Genomic DNA, 22,445 nt, shown 5'->3' on the forward strand with positions numbered 1-22,445 from the left:
GGACGGGTCCGAGCGGAACAGGCCGAATCCCATGTCCGCGAACGGCGCCCGGGAACTCCAGATCTTCTGGCCGTTGAGCAGCCAACCCCCGTCGGTCTGCGTCGCGGTCGACCGCAACGACGCCAGGTCGCTGCCCGATTCGGGCTCCGACCAGGCCTGCGCCCAGATCTGCTCACCGCTGGCCATCTTCGGCAGGATGCGGTCCAGCTGTTCGGGGGTGCCGTGCGCGAACAGGGTGGGCGCCAGCATCGACGTGCCGTTGGCGCTCGCCCGCCCCGGCGCCCCGGCGCGAAAGTACTCCTCTTCGAACACCACCCAGTGCAGCAGCGGCGCGTCGCGGCCCCCGTACTTCTCCGGCCAGGTGATCACCGACAGGCCGGCGTCGAAAAGCACCCGGTCCCAGCGCCGGTGCTGGTCGAAGCCCTCGGCGTTGTCATAAGACTTCGTCGGAACGGCTTCGGCGTTGTCCGACAAGAAATTCCGGACTTCGGCCGCGAAGGCCAGCGTCCCCTCGTCCAGATTCAGATCCATCAGGTCAGCTCTCGCAGTTGTGGTTTGAGCACTTTGCCGCCCGCGTTGCGGGGCAGTTCGTCGACGAACCGCACCGAGCGCGGCGCCTTGAAGTTCGCCAGGTGTTCTCGGGTGTAGGCGATCACGGACTCCTCGTCGAGCCGGGCGCCCGGCCGGGGGACCACGAAGGCCCGGCCGACCTCACCCAGCCGTTCGTCGGGCACCCCGATGACGGCCGCGTCGGCCACCCCCTCGAGGCGGGCGAGCACCTGCTCGATCTCGGCCGGGTAGACGTTGAAGCCGCCGCAGATGTACATGTCCTTCAGCCGGTCGGTGATGCGCAGGTTGCCGGCCGCGTCGAGCGCGCCGATGTCGCCGGTGTGCAACCAGCCGTCCGCGTCGATCGCGGCGGCGGTGGCCGCCGGGTCGTTGAGGTAGCCGAGCATCACGTTGGGTCCGCGCAACAGCACCTCTCCGGTGTCCGATCCGGGTTCGGTTGCATCGATGCGCAATTCGAAGTCGGCGAACGGCCGGCCGCACGTGGTGGCGACGGTGACGGCATCGTCGTCGGCGCGGCACATCGTGCCCATGCCGTTGGCCTCGGTGAGGCCGTAAGCGGTGAGCACGATGTCGATGTCGAGCTCGGTTTGCATGCGCTCCACCAGCACCACCGGGACGGTGGCGGCGCCGGTCACCGCGAAGCGCAGCGAGCTCAGGTCGTAGTCACCGCGCGCGGGATGATCCAGCAGTGTCTGGTAAATCGTTGGCGGGCCCGGCAATACGGTGATGCGGTGTCGTTCGATCGCCTGCAGCGCGCGTAGCGGGTCGAAGGTGAGGTGGGGGATCAGCGTGGCGCCGGTCTGCAGGCAGGCCAGGATGCCGGCCTTGTACCCGAAGTTGTGGAAGAACGGGTTGATGCACAGGTAGCGGTCGTCGCTGGTGATCTTGCCGTTGGCGGCCCAGGACGCCGAGGCCGACAGCGACTGCCGGTGCGCGCACAGCACGCCCTTGCTGCGGCCGGTGGTGCCGGAGGTGAACAGGATGTCACTGACGTCGTCGGGCGTGACGGCGGCGGCGCGTTCGGCGACCGTCCCCGGATCCGTTCCACGGGCCAGGAATTCGTCCCAGGTGCCGTCGGCCGCGTCGATCGGGATGCGCACGATGTGGCGCAGCTTCCGCAGCGCGGAGCGGTCCAGGTCCGCGACGCGGTCGTGGCCGAGGAAGCGGCCCATCGCGAACAGCACCGGCGCCTTCGTGCGGGCCAGGATGTCGGTGGCCTCGGCGGCGGTGTAGCGCGTGTTCAACGGCACCATCGCGGCGCCCGCGTGGTGGATCGCCAGGCAGGCCATCACCCAGTGCCAGGTGTTGGGGGACCACACGGCCACCCGGTCGCCGTGCTGGACGCCGAGGGCGATCAGCGCGGCCGCGGCGCGGTGCACTTCGGCGCGCAGCTCGGCGGCGGTGAAGGATCGCTCGTCGGTGAGCAGCGCGGGGTGATCGGGATATTGGTGCGCGAAGCGATCCAGCGCCGCGGGCACGGTGCGGGGATCGTTCGTCATCGAATGCTCCTCGAGGGTTCCGCCCGCGAGGTCGCCGACGGCCTAACAAAGCAAGTGCTTGGTAGGTTAGCCTACAGGGCATGCAGGACGTCGAGGAGTTTCGGGCGGAGGTACGCCACTGGCTGGCCGAGAACCTGGTCGGCGACTTCGCGGCGCTCAAGGGCCTCGGCGGCCCCGGCCGCGAACACGAGGCGTTCGAGGAGCGCCGGGCGTGGAACCAGCATCTCGCCGCGGCGGGGCTGACCTGCCTGGGCTGGCCCGTCGAGCACGGCGGCCGCGGGTTGTCCACCGCCCACCGGGTGGCCTTTTACGAGGAATACGCGCGCGCCGACGCCCCGGACAAGGTCAACCACTTCGGCGAGGAGCTGCTCGGCCCGACGCTGATCGCGTTCGGCACCCCCGAACAGCAGCAGCGCTTCCTGCCGCCCATCCGCGACGTCACCGAGCTGTGGTGCCAGGGCTATTCCGAGCCCGGCGCCGGCAGCGACTTGGCCAACGTCGCGACCACCGCCGAACTCGACGGTGACGAGTGGGTGATCAACGGCCAGAAGGTGTGGACGTCGCTGGCGCACTGGGCGCAGTGGTGCTTCGTGGTCGCGCGCACCGAGAAGGGCTCGAAGCGGCACGCCGGGCTGTCCTATCTGCTGGTGCCCCTGGACCAACCGGGGGTCGAGGTGCGCCCGATCATCCAGCTGACCGGCGACTCGGAGTTCAACGAGGTGTTCTTCGACGACGCCCGCACCGACGCCTCGCTGGTGGTCGGCCAGCCGGGTGACGGCTGGCGGGTCGCGATGGGCACGCTGACGTTCGAGCGCGGCGTCTCGACGCTCGGCCAGCAGATCCGTTACGCCCGTGAGCTTTCCAACCTCGCCGAGCTTGCTCAACGCACCGGCGCCGCCGACGACCCGGTGATCCGCGAGCGGCTGACCCGGGCCTGGACGGGCTTGCGGGCCATGCGTTCGTACGCCCTGGCCACCATGGACGTCGAGGGAGGCGGCCAGGCCGCCGGGAAAGATAATGTGTCGAAGTTGTTGTGGGCTAACTGGCATCGCGCGCTGGGCGAGTTGGCGATGGACGTCATCGGCAAGCCGGGGCTGGCGTTGCGCGACGGCGAGTTCGACGAGTGGCAGCGGCTGTTCCTGTTCACCCGCGCGGACACCATCTACGGCGGCTCCAACGAGATTCAGCGCAACATCATCGCCGAACGCGTGCTCGGCCTACCTCGAGAAGTTCGTGGATGAGCGCTTGCGCGAAGACACAGGAGGAAGCATGAGTCTGTCCGAGGCTCCGAAAGAGATTGCCGGCCACGGGCTGTTGCAGGGCAAGGTCGTGGTCGTCACCGCGGCCGCGGGCACCGGCATCGGCTCGGCCACGGCGCGGCGGGCGCTGGCGGAGGGCGCCGACGTCGTCGTCTCCGACCATCACGAACGCCGCTTGGGCGAGACGGCGGCCGAATTGGCCGGGCTGGGCCTGGGCCGCGTCGAGAGCGTGGTCTGCGACGTGACCTCGACCGCCCAGCTCGACGCCCTGATCGCCTCGACGACCGCGCGCCTGGGCCGGCTCGACGTGCTGGTCAACAACGCCGGGCTGGGCGGGCAGACGCCGGTGGTCGACATGACCGACGAGGAGTGGGACCGCGTGCTGAACGTGACGCTGACGTCGGTGTTCCGCGCCACCCGAGCGGCCCTGCGGTACTTCCGTGACGCGTCGCACGGCGGGGTGATCGTCAACAACGCCAGCGTCCTGGGCTGGCGGGCGCAACACTCGCAATCGCATTACGCGGCCGCCAAGGCGGGGGTGATGGCGCTGACCCGGTGCAGCGCGATCGAGGCCGCCGAGTACGGCGTCCGGATCAACGCGGTGTCCCCGAGCATCGCGCGGCACAAGTTCCTGGAGAAGACGTCGTCGGCCGACCTGCTCGACCGGCTCTCGGCCGGCGAGGCGTTCGGCCGGGCCGCCGAGCCGTGGGAGGTGGCGGCGACCATCGCCTTCCTGGCCAGCGACTACTCCAGCTACCTCACCGGCGAGGTCATCTCCGTCTCCAGCCAGCACCCTTAAGGCTCGGCAGCGCTGACTGGCGCGGCCACGCACCGTGCATACAATGAGCGACCGACACAGTCGACGCTGGTAGGAGGGTGTTGTGAGCGACGGCCCGGGTTTCAATCCGTGGGGCGCTCAGCCCAATCCCCCGCCGGGCAGCCCCTGGCAATCGGACGGAACGTGGCCTGGCCAATGGGGTCAGGCCGCGCCACCCGCCTACGGCGGATGGCCCGCGCAGCAGCCGCCGGTGACGGTCGCGGGCTTCAACGCGCCACCCGGCGCACCGCGCAACCGCAAGCCGCTGATCATCGGGCTCAGTGTGGGCGCCGCGGTCCTGGTGATCGTCGTGATCGTCGTCATCGCCCTCTCGAGCGGCGGTGGCGGCAAGGGCAACGCCGGTGACGCCGTCAAGGGGTACCTGGAGGCGCTGGCCCGCGGCGACGCCCAGTCCGCCCTGACCTACAGCACCGACCAACCTGCGTCCAAGGACTTCCTCACCGACGACGTCCTCAAGCGGCAGATCGCCCGCTGGCCGATCACCGACATCAAGATCCTCGACGACAACTCGGCCCACAGCTTCGGCTACGCGCAGGTGCACGTGTCGGCGAAGTTCGGCGACAACACCTCCGACGTCACCATGTCGATCAAGAAGTCGGGCAAGGACTGGAAACTGGACCACTCCGCGATCAAGGTGGACACCCTCAACGCCGGCCTCGACCAGGCCGCCGTGAAGACCGCGACGTTCTTCGGCAGGCCGGTCGGGTCGGCGCCCGCGTACATCTTCCCGGGCTGGGTGGACGTCGGCAGCACCAACTCGAACCTGGCCGTCGCCCCGAAAAAGCCGTTCCTGCTGGACAATCTGACGGTCTCCGGCTCGTACTTCAACGACCTCGACTTCAAACTCAGCGACAAGGGACTGTCCGCGACCGCCTCCGCGATCTCGGCCGCGCTGGCCGCGTGCACGCAGTCCAACCTGTTGCGGCCGGTCGACTGCCCGCAGCACGCCTACGACTACGACCTTGCGGACGGGACCGCGGTCTGGGGCCCGCCGGACGTCGGGGGCGTCAAGATCACCGTGTTCGACCCGTACCGTCTCGAGGCCAACTTCGCCGGGCAGGTCACGTTCCCGCTGACGGCCAAGACGCGGTCCGGCGACACCAAGACGAGCGTCGTCAACGCGTTCGTGTCCGGGACCGCCGACGAGTCGCAGACCCCGCCGGCGGTGTCGCTGCGCTGACGTAGCCCGGACCGCCGGTTGGCCATTCGCCAAGCAAGCGCTTGGTTGATATCCTTGCCGGGTGGACCGAGTCACCGGTCAGGCGAACAGCCGGCGCGACGAGCTGCTGGGGCTCGCCGCGACCATGTTCGCCGAGCGGGGCCTGCGCGCCACGACGGTGCGCGACATCGCCGACGGCGCCGGAATTCTCTCCGGCAGCCTGTATCACCACTTCTCGTCCAAAGAGGAGATGGTCGACGAGCTGCTGCGCGACTTCCTGGACTGGCTGTTCGCCCGCTACCGCGAGATCGTCGAGGTCGAATCCAATCCGCTGGAGCGGCTCCGGGGGCTGTTCATGACGTCCTTCGAGGCGATCGAGGACCGGCATGCCCAGGTCGTCATCTACCAGGACGAGGCCCAGCGGTTGCTGTCGCAGCCCCGGTTCGCCTACCTCGAGGACCGCAACCGGCAACAGCGCAAGATGTGGCTGGAGGTGCTGCACCAGGGCATCGACGGCGGCTACTTCCGGCCCGACCTCGACGTCGACCTGGTCTACCGCTTCATCCGCGACACCACGTGGGTGTCGGTGCGCTGGTACAAACCCGGCGGCCCGCTCACCGCGGAACAGGTGGGCCAGCAATACCTCGCCATCGTGCTCGGCGGGATCACCAAAGATTGTCCCGACGGTAGGGGAGTCTGAACATGGCTCGTATCGGCGAGGACGCACAACGAAGTGATGAGAAGGAGCGACACCATGGCTGAGGCGTACGTCATCGACGCTGTACGTACCGCGGTCGGCAAGCGCAACGGATCGCTGGCCGGCGTGCACCCCGTGGACCTCGGCGCGCTGGGGTGGCGCGGGCTACTCGACCGGATCGACGTCGACCCCGCCGCGGTCGACGACGTGATCGCCGGTTGTGTCGACGCCATCGGGGCGCAGGCGGGCAACATCGCCCGGCTGTCCTGGCTGGCCGCCGGTTACCCCGAGGAGGTCCCCGGCGTCACCGTGGACCGGCAATGCGGCTCCAGCCAGCAGGCCATTTCGTTTGGCGCGCAGGCGATCATGGCCGGCACCGCCGACCTCATCGTCGCCGGTGGCGTGCAGAACATGAGCCAGATCCCCATCTCGTCGGCGATGACCGTCGGCGAGCAATTCGGATTCACCTCGCCGACCAACGAGTCCAAGCAGTGGCTGCACCGCTACGGCGACCAGGAGATCTCGCAGTTTCGCGGCTCGGAGCTGATCGCCGAGAAGTGGAACATCTCCCGCGAGGAGATGGAGCAATACGCGCTGACCAGCCACGAGCGCGCGTTCGCGGCGATTCGCGGCGGCCACTTCGACAACGAAATCATCACCGTGGAAACCGAATCCGGGCCGTTCCGCGTCGATGAGGGCCCGCGCGAGTCGTCGTTGGAGAAGATGGCCGGGCTCAAGACGCTGGTCGACGGCGGCCGCTTGACGGCGGCCATGGCCAGCCAGATCTCCGACGGCGCCAGCGCGGTGCTGCTGGCCTCCGAGCAGGCGGTCAAGGACCACAACCTGACGCCGCGGGCCCGCATCCACCACATCAGCGCGCGCGCCGCGGACCCGGTGTTCATGCTGACCGGCCCCATCCCCGCGACCCGCCACGCGCTGGAGAAGACGGGGCTGTCGATCGACGACATCGACACCGTGGAGATCAACGAGGCGTTCGCCCCGGTGGTGCTGTCCTGGCTCAAGGAGATCAAGGCCGACCCGGCAAAGGTCAACCCCAACGGCGGCGCGATCGCCCTGGGTCACCCGCTGGGCGCCACCGGCGCGAAACTGTTCGCCACTATGCTCAACGAGCTCGAGCGTGTCGGCGGCCGCTACGGCCTGCAGACCATGTGCGAGGGCGGCGGCACGGCCAACGTCACCATCATCGAACGGCTGTAATCCCGGCGATGATGTCGTCGACCGTGCGCGCGGCCAGCGCCTCGACCTCCTGACGGCGCGCGTGCCGTAGCGGACCCCGCAGGGCGAGTTCGGCGAAGCCGTGCACCGCCGACCAGCAGGGCCATTCGGCGCCGTCGCGTTGTTCGCGCGTCAATACCCCCGCCTTCCGCATCGCGTCGAGCGCCTCGACCAACGCGAGATACGGTGCGGCGGCTGATGCTTCGCTGGTGTCGCTGCTCCCGAAGAACGCCACCGCGAACCACCCCGGCTCGTTCAGCGCGAACTCGATATAGCCGGTCCCGACGGCCCGCAACAGCTCGGTCGGACCCGCCTGACGCACCCGCATCCGCGCGGCCATCCGGTGCTGGATCGCGATGGCCACCGCGCCCAGCAGAGCTTCGCGGTCGGCGAAGTGGCGGTAGGCCGCGTTGGGCGAAACGCCCACGCGCCGAGTCGCTTCCCGAATGGTGAGGGCCTCCGGGCCCCCGGTGCGCGTCAGGTGCAGGCCGGCGTCGATCAACGCCGCGCGCAGATCGCCGTGGTGGTAACCGGTCTTGCGCGTGCTCAACTCTTGACCCTTCTCGGCCGCCAAGTGTACGGTGTGAACATTAGCATGTTGACAGCGTGAACATTGCCGGAGGGTTCGTCGTGGACAGCGTGGGATTGCCGCCCGTCGTGGATGGGCAGGTGTGGCAGCGCGAATTGGACGCGCTGCGCGTGCGGGAGAAGGCGGCCACCCGGGAGCTCGACGCGATCGCCGCGCAGCGCCGACGGATGCCCATGGTCGCCATGCCGGACTACATCCTCGAGGGCGCGGACGGGCCGGTGCGGCTGGTCGACGTGTTCGACGGCAAGTCGCAGCTGATTGTCTACAACCACATGTGGTTCCCGGGCGAGCAGTGGCAGTGCCCGGGCTGCACCGGCTTCACGTCGCAGTTCACCCGCCTGGAGTTCCTGGACAACTACGACGCGCGCTTCGTCATCGTCACCCAAGGCCCCATCGACGAGGCGCTGGAATACCGGCGGCGGGTGGGCAACGCGATGACCTGGTACTCGACGGCCAACAGCGCATTCGGCGCGGACGTCGGCGCTCCGCCGGGAGGTGGTTTCGCCGTGAACGTCTTTCTGCGCCACGGCGATCGGGCGTTCCGCACCTGGCACACCGACGGCCGCGGGTGCGAACAGCTGGGCCACTCGTTCGCCCTGATCGACGTGTTGCCCTACGGCCGGCAGGAGCAGTGGCAGGACTCGCCGGACGGCTGGCCCCAGCGGCCCACCTACAGCGGGTGGGCCGGGTCGAAGGAGATCGCGCGGGCCTACGGCGCCGACGCCCAACCAGAAGGAGCGAGATGACCACCACGACGACCGGCCTGACGGCCATCAGCCTGGTGTGCGTGGCGACACCCGACCAGGACAAGGCGGTCGCCTTCTACGAGTCGCTCGGGTTCGAAAAGCGCACCGATACCCCGTTCGGCGGCGGCTACCGGTGGATCGAGGTGTATCCGCCCGCGGGGACGACGGGCGTCGCGCTCGCCCCACCACCCGAGGAGGCCGGCCCGGTGCAACCGACCAACACCGGTATCACGTTGACCACCAACGACATCGACGCTACTCACGCGGCGATGAAGGAGCTGGGCGTCGACGTCGACGCGCAGGTATCCCGGATGGGCGACCCGGTGCCGCCGATGTTCTGGTTTCGGGATCCGACCGGACACACGCTGCTGGTGGTCGAGTCCTGACCTACTGCACGAGCGCGGCGGCCGACTGCAGGTGCTTGACGGCGTCGGCGACGATCGCCTCGATCAGCTCGGCGCACGACGGCAGGTCGTCAAGGATGCCGGCCACCTGACCGGAGGCCAGCACACCGGCGTCGGTGTTTCCTTCGACCAGGCCGGCTTTCAACAACATCGGCGTGTTGGCCGCCATCACCACCTGAGCCAGGGTCAGCTCCTTGCCGTGCCGCATCGCCATGCCGTCGGCGATCATGGAGCGCCACGTCATGTGGGACATCTTCTTGAACTTCGCGGCGTTGCGCACGGCCGCGGTCAAACCCCGGATGGGCGAACCGTTCTCCAGCTTCTCGACCAAGCCGGTGCGCAGGACGCGGTGCGGCATGCCGTCGACCCGGGTGGTGACGACGGTGCCGTCCAGCGCGGCCTCCAGGTACCGGCGCTTGACAGCGTCGGGCACGGTGGAGTCGGAGGTGAGCAGGAACCTGGTTCCCATCGCGACCCCGGCGGCGCCGTAGGACAGCGCCGCGGCCAGGCCGCGCCCGTCGAAGAAGCCGCCCGCGGCGATCACCGGGATTCCGCTGCCCTGCACGGCGTCGAGGACCGACGGCAACAACAGGGTGGTGGCGACGGGACCGGTGTGGCCGCCGCCCTCACCGCCCTGCACGATCATCGCGTCGGCGCCCCACGCGGCGACCTTGCGGGCGTGCTTGGCGGCGCCGATCGACGGGATGACCACGGCCCCGGCCTCTTTGAGCCTCGCGATGAGTTCCTGTTTGGGGGCCAGCGCGAACGAGGCCACCTTGACGCCCTCACGGATCATCAGGTCGACGCGGTCGCCCGCGTCGGCGGCGTCGGCGCGGATGTTCACCCCGAACGGCTTGTCGGTGGTGGCCTTGACCTTGGCGATGGCGGTCGCGAGTTCGTCCAGGTTCATCGTGGCCGAGGCCAGGATGCCCAGGCCGCCGGCGTTGGCGGTGGCCGAGACCAGGCGCGCACCGGCCACCCAGCCCATGCCGGTCTGCACCACCGGGTGCTCGATGCCGATCAGGTCGGTCAGCGGCGTGCGCAATCTCATAGCCACCGCCGACGGCGCAGCGCGAAGCGATGTGGGTGCCGGCCGGTCATGACCGAATTTCCCTGTCCCGCAACGACTTCGGGTCGATGACCTCCCGGATCAGGCGCAGCTCGTCGTCGGTGGGCAGTCGGGTCTCCTCGGCCTCGTCCAGGCCGGCGACGTCGAAGGAGGTGGCCTCGCGCACGTCATCGGGGGACACTCCGGGGTGCAGGCTCAGCGCCCGCATGGTCCGGTCCGGGCCGTCGAAGTCGAACACGCCGAGGTTGGACACCACCCGGTACGGGTTGGCGAAGCGGAAGGCCGGGTTGTCCGCGTCGATCTTGTCGGTGCCGATGCCGCACACGATGTCGACGGCCTCGCAGAACACCCGCTTTGAGTGGTTGCCCACCCAGTAGCTGGTCGCGTGGTTGACGGCGTTGCCGGGTGCCCCCCGGACGCCGAACATCTGGCGGGTCGGCTGTTGCAGCGGGCCGAACGCCGACAGGTTCTGGTTGCCGAACCGGTCGACCTGGTTGGCGCCCATCACGACGTGCCGCCGCCCCCAGGACAGGGTCTCGAAGACCCGGCCAAACGGCATCCAGCCCTCGACCGCACCCGCGGCGCCCAGCGCCGGGGTGTCGGCCAGCAATTGGGCCTCGCCGTCGGTGAGCACGATGTCGGGGGAGAAGGTCAGGCGGGCCAGCCGGGCGCCCACCGACGCCATGTTCGCCATCGGGCTGATCATGATTTCGCCGGCGTCCCGGAACAATTCGGCGCAGGCGACGGCGCAGACTTCGGCGCGGGTGCTGCTCACTGGTGAGCCTCCTTGTTGAACGTGCGCACTGCCGCCTGGTAGTCCTCTTCGCTGCCCGACAGGTAGGTCTGGACGAACCGTTGCCAGCCCTCGTCGGTGGCGGCCGCCTCGGCGTAATGCCGCTGGAACTTCTCGTCGCGCCCGTAATCCGGTGCCGCCGTGGTGAAGTGGGCGCCGCCGGGCGCCTCGATGACCGCGTCGACCATCATTCGGTTGACCAGCAGCGCCTGCGGTGGCACGGCCTTGACCAGCTCCTGGGTGGCGACCACCCGCTCGACGGAGAGCAGTCGCCTGTCGGCGGCCATGAGGAACAGGTCGTCGAAGTACGGGTCGATGCCCGTGTAGGCCGCATTGCCTTGGGCGTCACCGAGATTCAGGTGTACCAGGGCCGCGTCGAGCCGTAGCGCGGGCGTGGCGATCAGCGTCTCGTGCCCGCCATCGGGGGCGGGGTACGGGCTGGTCACCGTGGCCAGCTCGCCCTCCCAGAAGTCGGGCACCGAGCTGCCCAGGCCGGCGCGGATCGGCAGGAACGGCAACCGGTTCGCGGCCGCCTGCAGGCCGCACCGCAGCATGCCCTCGTCCATCTCGCGCGCCTCGATCGCCCCGGTGGTGCGGGCCTTGGCGAACCACGGGTCGTAGAACGGTGGCGAGTCCAACGAGACGAATCCGTAGTACACGCGCTTGACCTTGCCGGCCGAACACAGCAGCCCCAGGTCTGGGCCGCCGTAGGTGACGATCGTCAGATCCGTGACGTCGGTGCGCAGCAGCGCGCGCACCAGGGCCATCGGCTTGCGCCGCGACCCCCAGCCGCCGATGCCGATGGTCATGCCGCTGCGCAGTTGCGCGACGGCCTCGTCCAGCGTGGTCCGCTTGTCGGCCATTACTTCTTGCCCTTCGCGGTGCCGGCGAATGCGTCGCGGTGCTCGTCGGCCACCCCCGCGAGGTTGAGCTCGAACGTGAACCCTTGCTCCATGCGGTAACTGGAGTTCACCCGCTGCACGTCGATCAGGTTCAGCGCCTCCTTGGCCGCCCGGATCACGCGGGTGTCCTTGGCCGCGATGTCGCGGGCCACCCGCAGCGCGGCCTCGTCGAGCTCCGCGCGCGGCACCACCTCGTGCACCGAACCGAAGTGATGCAGGGTGGCGGCGTCGACCGTGGCGGCGGTGAAGAACAGCCGGCGCATCAGGTGCTGCGGTACCAACCGGGAGAGGTGGGTGGCCGCACCGAGCGCGCCCCGCTCCACCTCGGGCAGGCCGAAGGTGGCGTCGTCGGAGGCGACGATGACGTCGGAATTGCCGACCAGGCCGATGCCGCCGCCGACGCAGAAGCCGTTGACCGCGGCGACGACGGGCACCGCGCATTCGTACACCGCGCGGAAGGCGGCGAAGCAGCCGCGGTTCGCGTCGATCAGGGCGGTGAAGCCCTCGGTGCGCTGCATCTCTTTGATGTCGACACCGGCGTTGAAGCCGCGGCCCTCGGCGCGCAAGATGACGACGTGCGTGGCGGGGTCCCGGCCGGCCGCGGTGACGACGTCGGCGAGCTCGAACCAGCCGCGCGACGGGATGGCGTTGACGGGCGGGAAGTCGACGGTGACCGCGACGATGCCCGGTTCGACGGTGGTGGGGGTGATGGTCACGGTGCCACTTCCTTGTGGGGCGGGTGGGGCAACTACCTAAGCAAGCACTTGCTTGGTACGCTAGCACAGTGACTCGCGCCGAAGCACCCGACGCCATCAACCTGGGATTGGCCGGACGGGTGGTTCTGGTGACCGGCGGCGTGCGCGGCGTCGGCGCGGGGATCAGCGCGGTCTTCGCCCAGCAGGGCGCGACGGTGATCACCTGCGCCCGCCGGCCGGTGGAGGGCTTGCCGTATGAGTTTCACTCCTGCGACGTCCGCGACGACGAGGCCGTGACGGCGCTCATCGATTCGATCGTCGACAATCACGGTCGGCTCGACGCCGTGGTGAACAACGCCGGGGGCTCGCCGTTCGTGCTGACCGCAGAGTCCAGCGCCAAGTTCAACCGTAAGATCATCGAACTCAATCTGATTGGTGCGCTGCTGGTTTCGCAGTGCGCCAACGAGAAGATGCAGGCCCAGGCCGGGGGTGGCTCGATCGTCAACATCTGCAGCCTGTCCGGCCGCCGCCCGTCCCCCGGAACCGGGGCGTACGGGGCCGCGAAGGCCGGCCTGGAAAGCCTGACGCAGACCCTGGCCGTCGAATGGGGGCCCAAGGTCCGGGTGAACGCCTGCGTGGTCGGCATGGTGGAGACCGAGCAGTCCGAGCTGTTCTACGGCGACGCCGACTCGATCGCCGCGATTTCGCGAAACGTACCGCTGGGCCGGTTGGCCCAGCCGACCGACATTGGTTGGGCCGCGGCCTTTTTGGCCTCGGACGCCGCGTCGTACATCAGTGGCGCGTCGCTGGAGGTGCACGGCGGCGGGGAGCCGCCGCACTACCTGGCCACCACGAACGCCAGCGCGATCAAGTAGAGGATCCGAACAGAATGGGCGGAAAATGGGAATAGTTGACGGCCGCGTCGTCATCGTCACCGGGGCCGGCGGCGGGATCGGTCGCGCGCATGCGCTGGCCTTCGCCGAAGAGGGCGCGCGCGTGGTGGTCAACGACATCGGGGTGGGCCTGGACGGCTCGCCGGCCGGTGGCGGCAGCGCCGCCCAGGGTGTGGTCGACGAGATCACCGCCGCGGGCGGCGAGGCCATCGCGGACGGGTCCAACGTCGCGGACTGGGACCAGGCGGCGGGCCTGATCGCTTCCGCGGTCGACAACTTCGGCCGCTTGGACGTTTTGGTGAACAACGCCGGCATCGTGCGCGACCGGATGATCGCCAACACCAGCGAGGAAGAGTTCGACGCCGTCGTCGCCGTGCACCTCAAGGGGCACTTCGCCACCACGCGGCACGCCGCCGCCTACTGGCGGGCGCAGTCCAAGGCGGGCGAGACCGTCGACGCCCGCATCATCAACACCAGCTCCGGCGCCGGGTTGCAGGGCAGCGTCGGGCAGGGCAACTACAGCGCGGCCAAGGCCGGCATCGCGGCGCTCACGCTCGTGGCCGCGGCCGAGATGGGCCGCTACGGCGTCACCGTCAACGCCATCGCGCCGTCGGCCCGCACCCGCATGACGGAGACGGTGTTCGCCGAGATGATGTCCACGCAGGACCAGGAATTCGACGCCATGGCGCCCGAGAACATCGCGCCGTTGGTCGTCTGGCTGGGCAGCGCGGAGGCCCGCGACGTCACCGGCAAGGTCTTCGAGCTCGAGGGCGGCAAGATCCGCGTCGCGGAGGGCTGGGCGCACGGCCCGGAGATCGACAAGGGCGCGAGATGGGACCCCGCCGAGCTCGGGCGAGTGGTCGCCGACCTGCTCGCCAAGGCGCGCCGGCCGGTGCCGGTCTACGGGGCCTAGCGAGGGTCGCAGAGCACGATCGGGATCACCCGATCGGTCCAGGACTGGTAGTCCTTGAACGAGGGGTACATGGCCTCCAGTTTCGGCCAATATTCTTCGCGCTCTTCGGCGTTGGCGTCGCGGGCCCGCAGCCGCAGCACCTCGTTCTTGATCTGCACCGTGACGTCCGGGTTGGCCTTGAGGTTCAGATACCACAGCGGGTGTTTGTCGCGGCCGCCCTGGGAGGCAACCAGCACGACGCGATCGCCCTCGCGCAGGTACAGCAGCGGGCTCACCCGCGGCTCACCGCTCTTGCGGCCGATCGTGGTCAGCAGCGCCACCGGGGCCTTCTGGAACGTGCCGCCGAAGCGTCCGTTGCTGCGCCGGTAGATCCACGTGTTGCCCTTGGCCATCCACTTCATCAAGAAGGTGACCCAGGGCGCGTTGAGGGACTTCGGTTTTTCCATCTCAGGCCTCCCGCCGCAGGAACGGCTGCAAACGTACGGTGATGTGCTGGATCTGGGCGTCACCGCCGGCGCCCTGGGCGGGGATGACGAACGTCTCGTCGACGTGCGCCGCGACCCGGCGGCCGCCGAGGGCGGCCTTGGTCACCACGTCGTACACGGCGCGCACCTCGTCACCGGCGATGGAGAACTCCGGGGGTGTCGCCGCGGCGATGACCCGGTACTGCGGTCCGCGAGTGAGGCTGCGCCGCAGGTGCTTACCGGAAAATCCGGTCTTGATGCCCTGTTCGATGCGCACGCAGCCGGGCGCGAACGGAACGGCCGCGCCGTCGTGGCTGACCAGCGCGTCGATGTAGGACTGCGCCGCGGCGATCCGGCGTTCGTCGGGAACGGTCACCAAGGACTAGATGCGCTCGATGATCGTGCCGGTGGACAGCGCGCCGCCGGCGCACATGGTGATCAACGCGGTCGTCTGGTCCGTGCGCTCGAGCTCGTGCAGCGCGGTGGTGATCAACCGGCTGCCGGTGCTGCCGACCGGGTGGCCCAAGGCGATGGCGCCGCCGTTGACGTTGACCTTGGCCATGTCCGGCTCGTGCACCCGTGCCCAGGACAACACCACCGACGCGAACGCCTCGTTGATCTCGACGAGGTCGATGTCGCCCATCTTCATACCGGCCTTCTCGAGCACCTTGGCCGTCGACTGGACCGGCCCGTCGAGGTGGTAGTAGGGCTCGGCACCGACCAGCGCCTGGCTGATGATGCGGGCCCGCGGCCGCAGGCCGAGTGCCTTGGCCTTGTCCTCGTCCATCCACAGCACGGCGGCCGCGCCGTCGGAGATCTGCGACGACGTCCCCGCCGTGTGAATCCCGCCGTCCAGCACCGGTTTCAGCGCGGACAGGCCCGACAGGGTCGTCTCGCGCAGCCCCTGGTCGCGCGAGATGGTGACGCGCTCCGACGTCGGCTGCTTGTTCTCGTCGAGGGCGGGCGCCTCGATCGGGGAGATCTCGCGGTCGAACCGGCCCTCGTCCCAGGCCTGCCGGGCCTTGGCCTGCGAGTCGTAGCCGAATTGGTCGATGTCCTCGCGGGTGATGCCGCGGCGCTTGGCGATTCGCTCGGCGGCGGTGAACTGGTCGGGCAGGTCGATGTCCCAGGAGGCGGGCCGCAGGATGCTGCGGTCCGGGCCCGCGTTGGCGCCAAGGCCGACGCGGCTCATGGCCTCGATCCCGCACGCGATGCCGATGTCGATGGCGCCCGCGGCGATCAGGCCGGCGACCAAGCCGTTGGCCTGCTGGCCGCTGCCGCACTGGCAGTCCACGGTCATCGCCCCGACGTGCTCGGGCAACCCGGCCACCAGCCAGCTAACCCGGGTGATGTTGTTGGACTGCTCGCCGTACTGTGTCACGCAGCCGCCGACGATCTGCTCGACGTCGCCCGCGTCGATGCCGGCCTTGTCCACCACGGCCTTCTGCACGGCGCCCAGCAGCTCGGTGGCGTGCAGCCCCGACAGCCATCCGTTGCGCTTGCCGATCGGGCTGCGAGTTGCTTCGACGATTACCGGGATACCCATTCCGTCAGGCTAGAACACGTTTCATTAGTCTGACAAGCGAGGATGATGACCTGCCTTTTATCTGCGCAGGAGCCGTGTTTTACTGGCACTAGAACACGTTGCAATTAGTGTTGTAAAAGGAGCTCACTTCACATGGCACCCCCGAACATCCCCGCCGACTTCGATTTCCTGGACCCCGACGTCAACCTCGCCGGCCTGCCGGTCGAGGAACTCGCCCAGCTGCGCAAGGCGGAGCCGATCCACTGGGTCGACATCCCCGACGGCGCCGGCGGCTTCGAGGATTACGGCTACTGGCTCGTGACCAAGCACGCCGACGTCAAGGAGGTGTCCAAGCGCAGCGACATCTTCTCGAGCTGGCTGAACGGCGCCATCCCGACCTGGCCGCCGGAGATGAAGCGGGAACAGGTGGAGTTGCAGCGCAGCGTCATGCTCAACATGGACGCGCCGCACCACACCCGGCTGCGCAAGATCATCTCGCGCGGGTTCACGCCGCGGGCCATCGGCCGGTTGGAGGCCGAGTTGGCTCAACGCGCCCAGAACATCGCCAAGACCGCGGCGACGGAGGGCAGCGGCGACTTCGTCGAACAGGTCTCGTGTGAACTGCCGCTGCAGGCCATCGCCGGCCTGCTCGGCGTCCCGCAGGAGGACCGCGACAAGCTGTTCCGCTGGTCCAACGAGATGACCGGCGGCACCGACCCCGAGTACGCCGACGTCGACCCCGCGCAGTCGTCGCTGGAGTTGATCACCTACGCGATGGCCATGGCCGCCGAGCGCAACCAAAACCCCACCGACGACATCGTGACCACCCTGATCCAGGCCGACATCGACGGCGAGAAGCTCTCCGACGACGAGTTCGGGTTCTTCGTCGTGATGCTCGCGGTGGCGGGCAACGAAACCACGCGCAACTCGATCACCCACGGCATGATCGCCATGGCGAACCACCCCGACCAGTGGGAGCTGTTCAAGCGGGAGCGCCCGACGACCACGGCCGACGAGATCATCCGGTGGGCGACTCCGGTGTCGGCCTTCCAGCGCACCGCCAACGAGGACACCGAGTTGGCCGGGGTGCGGATCAAGAAGGGCCAGCGGGTCGTAATGTCCTACCGCTCGGCCAATTTCGACGAAGAGGTCTTCGACGACCCGCACTCCTTCAACATCCTGCGGGACCCCAACCCGCATGTCGGTTTCGGCGGCACGGGCGCCCACTACTGCATCGGCGCCAACCTGGCCCGGATGACGATCAACCTGATCTTCAACGCGGTCGCCGATCACATGCCGGACCTCAAGCCGATCGGCGAGCCCGAGCGGTTGCGGTCGGGCTGGCTCAACGGCATCAAGCACTGGCAGGTCGACTACAGCGGCAAGCATGCGGTGACGTCCTGATGGACTTCAATCTCACTGCGACGCAGCAGGCCGTCGCCGACGTGGTGACGTCCGTCCTGAACCGGGATCTGAGTTGGGACGCGCTGGTCAGCGGCGGCGTCGCTGCGCTGCCGGTGCCCGAACGCCTCGGCGGCGACGGCGTCGGCCTGCCCGAGGTCGCGACGGTCCTGACCGAGGTGGGCCGCCACGGCGCCATCACCCCGGCGCTGGCCACGCTGGGTTTCGGTGTGGTGCCGCTGCTGGACCTGGCCACCGACGAGCAGCAGGACCGGTTCCTGGCCGACGTCGCCAAGGGCGGCCTGCTGACGGCCGCGCTCAGCGAGCCGGGTGCCGCGCTGCCCGACCGCCCGTCGACCACCTTGGCCAACGGCCGGTTGGCGGGGACGAAAGTCGCTGTGCCCTACGCCGACTCGGCGGACTGGATCGTCGTGACCGCCGACAACGCGGTCGTCGTGGTCTCCCCGAGGGCCGACGGTGTGCGGCTCGCCAAGACGCCGACGTCGAACGCCTCGCAGGAGTATACGGTCACCTTCGCCGACGTGGCGGTCGACGAGTTCGACGTGCTGGCCGGCGCCGCACCGCACCGGGTCAACCAGTTGGCGCTGGCGCTGATCGGCGCCTACACCGACGGGCTGGTGGCCGGGGCGCTGCGGCTGACCGCCGATTACGTGGCCAACCGCAAGCAGTTCGGCAAGCCGCTGTCGACGTTCCAGACCGTGGCGGCCCAACTGTCCGAGGTCTACATCGCCTCGCGCACCATCGATCTGGTGGCGAAGTCGGTGGTGTGGCGGCTCTCGGAGGGCCGCGACGCCGACGCGGACCTCGACGTCCTCGGCTACTGGCTCACCTCGCAGGCACCGCCGGTCATGCAGACCTGCCACCACCTGCACGGCGGCATGGGCATGGACATCACTTATCCGATGCACCGGTACTATTCCACGATCAAAGACCTGACCCGGCTGCTGGGCGGGCCGTCGCATCGCCTCGACCTGGTGGGAGCGCAATGTTCATCGAACTGACCCCCGAGCAGCGACAGCTGCAAGCCGAACTGCGCCAGTACTTTTCGAACCTGATCTCGACCGACGAGATGAAGGCGATGGAGCAGGACCGGCACAACGAGGCCTACCGCGCGGTCATCCGCCGGATGGGCCGCGACGGCAAGCTCGGCGTGGGCTGGCCCAAGGAGTTCGGCGGTCTGGGTTTCGGCCCCATCGAGCAGTCGATCTTCGTCAACGAGGCGCAGCGGGCCGACGTGCCGCTGCCCGCGGTGACCCTGCAGACCGTCGGCCCCACGCTGCAGCAGTTCGGCAGCGAACTGCAGAAGAAGAAGTTTCTGCCCGCGATCCTGGCCGGCGAGGTGCACTTCGCGATCGGCTACAGCGAGCCCGAGGCCGGCACCGACCTGGCGTCGCTGCGCACCACCGCCGTGCGCCACGGCGACGAGTACATCGTCAACGGCCAGAAGATGTGGACCACCGGCGGCCACGATGCCGACTACATCTGGCTGGCCTGCCGCACCGATCCCGAAGCCGTGAAACACAAGGGGATTTCGATCCTCATCGTCGACACCAAGGACCCCGGATTCTCCTGGACGCCGGTCATCCTGTCCGATGGCGCGCACCACACGAACGCGACCTACTACAACGACGTCCGGGTGCCGGCCGACATGCTGGTCGGCGAGGAGAACGGCGGCTGGCGGCTGATCACCACGCAGCTCAACAACGAGCGGGTGATGCTGGGACCGGCGGGGCGCATCGCGGGAATCTACGACCGGCTGCACGCGTGGGCGTCCAAGCCCGGCGGCGACGGCGTCACGCCCATCGACCACTCCGAGGTCAAGCGCGCGCTCGGTGAGATCTACTCCATGTGGCGGATCAACGAGCTGCTGAACTGGCAGGTCGCCGCCGCCGGCGAGGACATCAACGTGGCCGACGCCGCGTCCACGAAAGTCTTTGGTACCGAACGCATCCAATACATCGGACGGCTCGCCGAGGAGATAGTCGGCCGGTTCGGCAACCCCGCCGAGCCGGAAACCGCCGAGCTGCTCGACTGGCTGGACTCGCAGACCAAGCGCAACCTGGTCATCACCTTCGGCGGCGGCGTCAACGAAGTCATGCGGGAGATGATCGCCGCGTCCGGCCTCAAGGTGCCGCGGGTGCCGCGATGACCGACATCCAGGAGGCCATCGCCGAGATCAAGGCCGCCGGCGGCCCCAAGCCGCGGGCGGGCCGCGACCCGGTGAACCAGCCGATCATCAACAACTGGGTGGAGGCGCTCGGCGACCGCAACCCGATCTACGTCGACGAGGCGGCGGCCCGCGCCGTCGGTCACCCGGGAATCGTCGCGCCCCCGGCCATGATTCAGGTGTGGACCATGTTCGGGCTGGGCGGCGAGCGGCCGACCGACGACCCCATGGGCCCGATGATGCAGCTGTTCGACGACGCCGGGTACATCGGCGTGGTCGCCACCAACTGCGAGCAGACCTACCACCGCTACCTGCGGCCCGGCGAGCAGGTCAGCATCACCTCCGAGATGGGTGACGTCGTCGGTCCCAAGCAGACCGGGCTGGGCGAGGGCTACTTCATCAACCAGCACATCATCTGGCGGGTCGGGGACGAGGACGTCGCCGAGATGAACTGGCGCATCCTGAAATTCAAGCCGCGGGAAGCGGAGTCGTCGGCGGCAGCGGTCCCGGCGGACCTGGACCCCGACGCCATGATGCGGCCCGCGATGTCACGCGACACCGCCTTCTTCTGGGAGGGCGTCAACGCGCACGAGCTGAGGATTCAGCGGCGGCCCGACGGCAGCCTGCAGCACCCGCCGGTGCCGGCGGTGTGGCAGGACAAGTCCGCCCCGATCGACTACGTCGTGGCCAGCGGCAAGGGCACGGTGTTCAGCTTCGTGGTGCACCACGCGCCGAAGGTGCCGGGCCGCACGTTGCCGTTCGTCATCGCGCTGGTCGAGCTCGAGGAGGGCGTGCGCATGCTCGGTGAGCTGCGCGGCGTCGACCCCGCCGAGGTGCGAATCGGATTGCCGGTGCGCGCAACGTATCTCGACTTCCCGGCCGGTGACTCCGGACCGGAATGGACCCTCTACGCCTGGGAGCCTGACGCATGACCGCGCCAACCGTGGAAGTGGGCACGACGCTGCCCGAGCTCAAGCTCTACGGCGACCCCACCTTCATCATCTCGACGGCGATCGCCACCCGCGACTTCCAGGACGTCCACCACGACCGCGACCTGGCGCAGGCCAAGGGTTCCAAGGACATCTTCGTCAACATCCTCACCGACACCGGGCTGGTGCAGCGCTACATCACCGACTGGGCCGGGCCGTCGGCGTTGATCAAATCGATCGGCCTGCGGCTCGGGGTGCCGTGGTATGCCTACGACACGGTGACGTTCTCCGGGGAGGTGACCGACGTCCAGGACGGGTTGATCACGTGCAAGATCGTGGGCCGCAACAGCCTTGGTGACCACGTCGTCGCGACGGCGACGCTGACGATCGGGGACGCGTAGATGTTGTCGGGTAAGGCCGCGATCGTCGGCATCGGCGCCACCGACTTCTCTAAGGACTCCGGTCGCAGCGAATTGCGGTTGGCCGCCGAGGCCGTGCTGGACGCGTTGGACGACGCCGGGTTGAGCCCGTCCGACGTGGACGGCCTGACGACGTTCACCATGGACACCAACAACGAGACGGCCGTGGCGCGCGCGGTCGGCATCGGGGACCTGAAGTTCTTCTCGCAGATCGGGTATGGCGGCGGCGCCGCGTGCGCGACCGTCCAGCAGGCCGCGATCGCCGTGGCCACCGGGGTGGCCGACGTCGTGGTGGCGTACCGGGCGTTCAACGAGCGTTCCGGCATGCGGTTCGGTCAGGTGCAGACCCGGTTAGCTGGAAGCGCTGGCGTGCAAGCCGATTCGACGACGGCCGACAATTCGTTCTCCTATCCGCACGGCCTGTCCACGCCCGCGGCGCAGGTGGCGATGATCGCCCAGCGCTACATGCACCTCTCGGGCGCGACCAGCCGTGACTTCGGCGCGATCTCGGTCGCCGACCGCAAGCACGCCGCCAAGAATCCGAAGGCCTATTTCTACGAAAAGCCGATCACCATCGAGGATCACCAGAATTCGCGGTGGATCGCCGAGCCGTTGCGGCTGCTGGATTGCTGCCAGGAGACGGACGGGGCGGTGGCGATCGTGGTGACCTCGCCCGAGCGGGCGCGCGACCTCAAGCAGCGGCCGGCGGTCATCGAGGCGGCGGCCCAGGGGTCGAGCCCCGACCAGTACACGATGGTGAGCTACTACCGCCCCGAGCTCGGCCTGCCCGAAATGGGCGTGGTCGGGCAGCAGCTGTGGGGACAGTCCGGTCTCCGGCCGACCGACATCCAGACGGCGATCCTCTACGACCACTTCACCCCGTTCACCCTGATTCAGTTGGAGGAGTTGGGGTTTTGCGGGCGCGGCGAGGCGAAGGACTTCATCGCCGACGGCGCGATCGAGGTGGGCGGCCGGTTGCCCATCAACACCCACGGCGGGCAGCTCGGGGAGGCCTACATCCACGGCATGAACGGCATCGCCGAGGGCGTGCGGCAGCTGCGCGGCACGTCGGTGAACCCGGTGCCCGACGTCGAGCACGTGCTGGTCACCGCCGGCACCGGCGTGCCGACCTCGGGCCTGATCCTGGGCTGAGTCGTCGGCGCGCCTCGCCGGCGCGCCTCGCCGGCGCGCTTCGGCGGCGCGCCTCGGCGGCGCGCCTCCCTTTACCGCCGAGCGTGCACTTAGTTTCACGCTCGG

At 68.9% G+C, this 22,445-nt stretch carries 25 protein-coding genes; 15 read left to right on the forward strand and 10 right to left on the reverse strand.

The features are described 5' to 3' along the window. Both A5714_RS07600 and fadD3 read right to left on the reverse strand, forming a co-directional pair. Positions 1 to 531 (reverse strand): acyl-CoA dehydrogenase family protein (locus tag A5714_RS07600; protein WP_197513603.1); only part of this gene is annotated, 531 nt, incomplete at its 3' end. Next, positions 531 to 2,069, reverse strand: a complete 1,539-nt coding sequence (gene fadD3, locus A5714_RS07605; RefSeq protein WP_068284345.1) for a 3-((3aS,4S,7aS)-7a-methyl-1,5-dioxo-octahydro-1H-inden-4-yl)propanoate--CoA ligase FadD3 — start codon at positions 2,067 to 2,069, stop codon at positions 531 to 533. The genes fadD3 and A5714_RS07600, both read right to left, overlap by 1 nt. Before the next feature lie 80 nt (positions 2,070 to 2,149). Between fadD3 and ipdE1 the strand changes: the two genes are divergently transcribed. The 5 genes from ipdE1 (at position 2,150) to fadA6 (ending at position 7,240) form a co-directional block, all read left to right on the forward strand. Then, positions 2,150 to 3,310: an acyl-CoA dehydrogenase IpdE1 gene (ipdE1, locus tag A5714_RS07610; protein WP_068284346.1), complete on the forward strand. Its 1,161-nt coding sequence runs from the start codon at positions 2,150 to 2,152 to the stop codon at positions 3,308 to 3,310. Between the two features lie 28 nt (positions 3,311 to 3,338). Continuing rightward, positions 3,339 to 4,127 carry a (5R,7aS)-5-hydroxy-7a-methyl-1-oxo-2,3,5,6,7,7a-hexahydro-1H-indene-carboxyl-CoA reductase gene (gene ipdF / locus A5714_RS07615; RefSeq protein ID WP_068065821.1) on the forward strand — a complete coding sequence of 263 codons (789 nt, stop codon included), beginning with the start codon at positions 3,339 to 3,341 and terminating at the stop codon, positions 4,125 to 4,127. A gap of 82 nt (positions 4,128 to 4,209) precedes the next feature. Continuing rightward, the gene (locus A5714_RS07620; RefSeq protein ID WP_082959621.1) at positions 4,210 to 5,346 is read left to right on the forward strand and encodes a DUF4878 domain-containing protein; all 1,137 of its coding nucleotides are present in this window, start codon (positions 4,210 to 4,212) and stop codon (positions 5,344 to 5,346) included. A 61-nt stretch (positions 5,347 to 5,407) separates the two neighbouring features. After that, positions 5,408 to 6,025 carry a TetR family transcriptional regulator KstR2 gene (gene kstR2, locus A5714_RS07625; protein ID WP_068065826.1) on the forward strand — a complete coding sequence of 206 codons (618 nt, stop codon included), beginning with the start codon at positions 5,408 to 5,410 and terminating at the stop codon, positions 6,023 to 6,025. Between the two features lie 54 nt (positions 6,026 to 6,079). Next, positions 6,080 to 7,240: a steroid 3-ketoacyl-CoA thiolase FadA6 gene (fadA6, locus tag A5714_RS07630; protein WP_068065829.1), complete on the forward strand. Its 1,161-nt coding sequence runs from the start codon at positions 6,080 to 6,082 to the stop codon at positions 7,238 to 7,240. Here fadA6 and A5714_RS07635 read toward each other — a convergent pair. Next, positions 7,224 to 7,808: a TetR/AcrR family transcriptional regulator gene (locus tag A5714_RS07635; protein ID WP_068284388.1), complete on the reverse strand. Its 585-nt coding sequence runs from the start codon at positions 7,806 to 7,808 to the stop codon at positions 7,224 to 7,226. The two genes, fadA6 and A5714_RS07635, sit on opposite strands and share 17 nt — an antisense overlap. Positions 7,809 to 7,864: 56 nt before the next feature. On the opposite strand from A5714_RS07635, the gene A5714_RS07640 reads away from it, so the two are divergent. Together A5714_RS07640 and A5714_RS07645 are read left to right on the forward strand one after the other, a co-directional pair. Continuing rightward, positions 7,865 to 8,593: a DUF899 family protein gene (locus A5714_RS07640; protein WP_231975831.1), complete on the forward strand. Its 729-nt coding sequence runs from the start codon at positions 7,865 to 7,867 to the stop codon at positions 8,591 to 8,593. Continuing rightward, entirely contained in the window at positions 8,590 to 8,979 is a 390-nt protein-coding gene (locus A5714_RS07645) for a VOC family protein (protein WP_068065831.1), read from the forward strand. The genes A5714_RS07640 and A5714_RS07645 overlap by 4 nt, the downstream gene beginning before the upstream one ends. Before the next feature lies 1 nt (position 8,980). Here the strand turns inward: A5714_RS07645 and ipdC are convergent, their stop codons facing one another. From ipdC to echA20, 4 genes are read right to left on the reverse strand one after another with little or no spacing between them, the layout of a single operon-like run. Beyond that, positions 8,981 to 10,054 (reverse strand): (3aS,4S,5R,7aS)-5-hydroxy-7a-methyl-1-oxo-octahydro-1H-indene-4-carboxyl-CoA dehydrogenase, encoded by a 1,074-nt coding sequence (ipdC, locus tag A5714_RS07650; RefSeq protein WP_369829429.1) that lies wholly within the window; start codon positions 10,052 to 10,054, stop codon positions 8,981 to 8,983. 40 nt (positions 10,055 to 10,094) lie between these two features. Next, complete coding sequence (gene ipdB, locus A5714_RS07655; RefSeq protein WP_068284353.1) at positions 10,095 to 10,841, reverse strand: cholesterol ring-cleaving hydrolase subunit IpdB; 747 nt, start codon at positions 10,839 to 10,841, stop codon at positions 10,095 to 10,097. Next, a complete protein-coding gene (ipdA, locus tag A5714_RS07660) occupies positions 10,838 to 11,722 on the reverse strand; it encodes a cholesterol ring-cleaving hydrolase subunit IpdA (protein ID WP_068284355.1) in 885 nt (294 codons plus the stop codon). The genes ipdB and ipdA overlap by 4 nt, the downstream gene beginning before the upstream one ends. Then, positions 11,722 to 12,477 (reverse strand): (7aS)-7a-methyl-1,5-dioxo-2,3,5,6,7,7a-hexahydro-1H-indene-carboxyl-CoA hydrolase, encoded by a 756-nt coding sequence (echA20, locus tag A5714_RS07665; protein WP_068065842.1) that lies wholly within the window; start codon positions 12,475 to 12,477, stop codon positions 11,722 to 11,724. Before echA20 ends, ipdA begins: the two co-directional genes overlap by 1 nt. 68 nt (positions 12,478 to 12,545) lie before the next feature. On the opposite strand from echA20, the gene A5714_RS07670 reads away from it, so the two are divergent. Continuing rightward, positions 12,546 to 13,331, forward strand: a complete 786-nt coding sequence (locus A5714_RS07670) for an SDR family oxidoreductase (protein ID WP_369828271.1) — start codon at positions 12,546 to 12,548, stop codon at positions 13,329 to 13,331. 25 nt (positions 13,332 to 13,356) lie between these two features. Then, complete coding sequence (locus A5714_RS07675; RefSeq protein ID WP_068065844.1) at positions 13,357 to 14,262, forward strand: SDR family oxidoreductase; 906 nt, start codon at positions 13,357 to 13,359, stop codon at positions 14,260 to 14,262. Here A5714_RS07675 and A5714_RS07680 read toward each other — a convergent pair. The 3 genes from A5714_RS07680 to A5714_RS07690 are packed head-to-tail and all read right to left on the reverse strand — an operon-like array spanning position 14,259 to position 16,272. Next, a complete protein-coding gene (locus A5714_RS07680) occupies positions 14,259 to 14,708 on the reverse strand; it encodes a nitroreductase family deazaflavin-dependent oxidoreductase (RefSeq protein ID WP_068065846.1) in 450 nt (149 codons plus the stop codon). The two genes, A5714_RS07675 and A5714_RS07680, sit on opposite strands and share 4 nt — an antisense overlap. A 1-nt stretch (position 14,709) precedes the next feature. Further along, positions 14,710 to 15,105, reverse strand: coding sequence for a hypothetical protein (locus tag A5714_RS07685; protein WP_197513605.1), 396 nt, complete (start codon positions 15,103 to 15,105; stop codon positions 14,710 to 14,712). 3 nt (positions 15,106 to 15,108) lie between these two features. Beyond that, positions 15,109 to 16,272: a steroid 3-ketoacyl-CoA thiolase gene (locus A5714_RS07690; RefSeq protein ID WP_068065852.1), complete on the reverse strand. Its 1,164-nt coding sequence runs from the start codon at positions 16,270 to 16,272 to the stop codon at positions 15,109 to 15,111. 132 nt (positions 16,273 to 16,404) lie between these two features. Between A5714_RS07690 and A5714_RS07695 the strand changes: the two genes are divergently transcribed. The 6 genes from A5714_RS07695 to A5714_RS07720 are packed head-to-tail and all read left to right on the forward strand — an operon-like array spanning position 16,405 to position 22,340. Further along, positions 16,405 to 17,655 carry a cytochrome P450 gene (locus A5714_RS07695; protein ID WP_068284360.1) on the forward strand — a complete coding sequence of 417 codons (1,251 nt, stop codon included), beginning with the start codon at positions 16,405 to 16,407 and terminating at the stop codon, positions 17,653 to 17,655. Further along, positions 17,655 to 18,674, forward strand: coding sequence for an acyl-CoA dehydrogenase family protein (locus A5714_RS07700; protein WP_068284362.1), 1,020 nt, complete (start codon positions 17,655 to 17,657; stop codon positions 18,672 to 18,674). Before A5714_RS07695 ends, A5714_RS07700 begins: the two co-directional genes overlap by 1 nt. Beyond that, positions 18,659 to 19,822: an acyl-CoA dehydrogenase FadE29 gene (gene fadE29, locus A5714_RS07705; protein ID WP_068065862.1), complete on the forward strand. Its 1,164-nt coding sequence runs from the start codon at positions 18,659 to 18,661 to the stop codon at positions 19,820 to 19,822. The genes A5714_RS07700 and fadE29 overlap by 16 nt, the downstream gene beginning before the upstream one ends. Continuing rightward, on the forward strand, positions 19,819 to 20,772 hold the full coding sequence (locus A5714_RS07710) for a bifunctional MaoC family dehydratase N-terminal/OB-fold nucleic acid binding domain-containing protein (protein WP_068065864.1): 954 nt from the start codon (positions 19,819 to 19,821) through the stop codon (positions 20,770 to 20,772). The genes fadE29 and A5714_RS07710 overlap by 4 nt, the downstream gene beginning before the upstream one ends. Next, positions 20,769 to 21,170 (forward strand): MaoC family dehydratase, encoded by a 402-nt coding sequence (locus tag A5714_RS07715; RefSeq protein ID WP_068065866.1) that lies wholly within the window; start codon positions 20,769 to 20,771, stop codon positions 21,168 to 21,170. The genes A5714_RS07710 and A5714_RS07715 overlap by 4 nt, the downstream gene beginning before the upstream one ends. Continuing rightward, positions 21,171 to 22,340, forward strand: a complete 1,170-nt coding sequence (locus A5714_RS07720) for a lipid-transfer protein (RefSeq protein WP_068065869.1) — start codon at positions 21,171 to 21,173, stop codon at positions 22,338 to 22,340. Positions 22,341 to 22,445 lie beyond the last annotated feature (105 nt).

The sequence above is a fragment of the Mycobacterium sp. E2462 genome (assembly GCF_001672685.1).
Lineage (GTDB): Bacteria > Actinomycetota > Actinomycetes > Mycobacteriales > Mycobacteriaceae > Mycobacterium.

Bases quoted from the DNA above. Each gene is read 5' to 3' on its own strand.
- A5714_RS07700 (WP_068284362.1), top strand. From the start codon at position 17,655: ATGGACTTCAATCTCACTGCGACGCAGCAGGCCGTCGCCGACGTGGTG.
- fadD3 (WP_068284345.1), bottom strand. From the start codon at position 2,069: ATGACGAACGATCCCCGCACCGTGCCCGCGGCGCTGGATCGCTTCGCG.
- fadE29 (WP_068065862.1), top strand. From the start codon at position 18,659: ATGTTCATCGAACTGACCCCCGAGCAGCGACAGCTGCAAGCCGAACTG.
- ipdF (WP_068065821.1), top strand. From the start codon at position 3,339: ATGAGTCTGTCCGAGGCTCCGAAAGAGATTGCCGGCCACGGGCTGTTG.
- A5714_RS07680 (WP_068065846.1), bottom strand. From the start codon at position 14,708: ATGGAAAAACCGAAGTCCCTCAACGCGCCCTGGGTCACCTTCTTGATG.
- A5714_RS07720 (WP_068065869.1), top strand. From the start codon at position 21,171: ATGTTGTCGGGTAAGGCCGCGATCGTCGGCATCGGCGCCACCGACTTC.
- A5714_RS07675 (WP_068065844.1), top strand. From the start codon at position 13,357: ATGGGAATAGTTGACGGCCGCGTCGTCATCGTCACCGGGGCCGGCGGC.
- A5714_RS07715 (WP_068065866.1), top strand. From the start codon at position 20,769: ATGACCGCGCCAACCGTGGAAGTGGGCACGACGCTGCCCGAGCTCAAG.
- ipdE1 (WP_068284346.1), top strand. From the start codon at position 2,150: ATGCAGGACGTCGAGGAGTTTCGGGCGGAGGTACGCCACTGGCTGGCC.
- A5714_RS07645 (WP_068065831.1), top strand. From the start codon at position 8,590: ATGACCACCACGACGACCGGCCTGACGGCCATCAGCCTGGTGTGCGTG.
- A5714_RS07710 (WP_068065864.1), top strand. From the start codon at position 19,819: ATGACCGACATCCAGGAGGCCATCGCCGAGATCAAGGCCGCCGGCGGC.
- A5714_RS07690 (WP_068065852.1), bottom strand. From the start codon at position 16,272: ATGGGTATCCCGGTAATCGTCGAAGCAACTCGCAGCCCGATCGGCAAG.
- fadA6 (WP_068065829.1), top strand. From the start codon at position 6,080: ATGGCTGAGGCGTACGTCATCGACGCTGTACGTACCGCGGTCGGCAAG.
- A5714_RS07695 (WP_068284360.1), top strand. From the start codon at position 16,405: ATGGCACCCCCGAACATCCCCGCCGACTTCGATTTCCTGGACCCCGAC.
- ipdA (WP_068284355.1), bottom strand. From the start codon at position 11,722: ATGGCCGACAAGCGGACCACGCTGGACGAGGCCGTCGCGCAACTGCGC.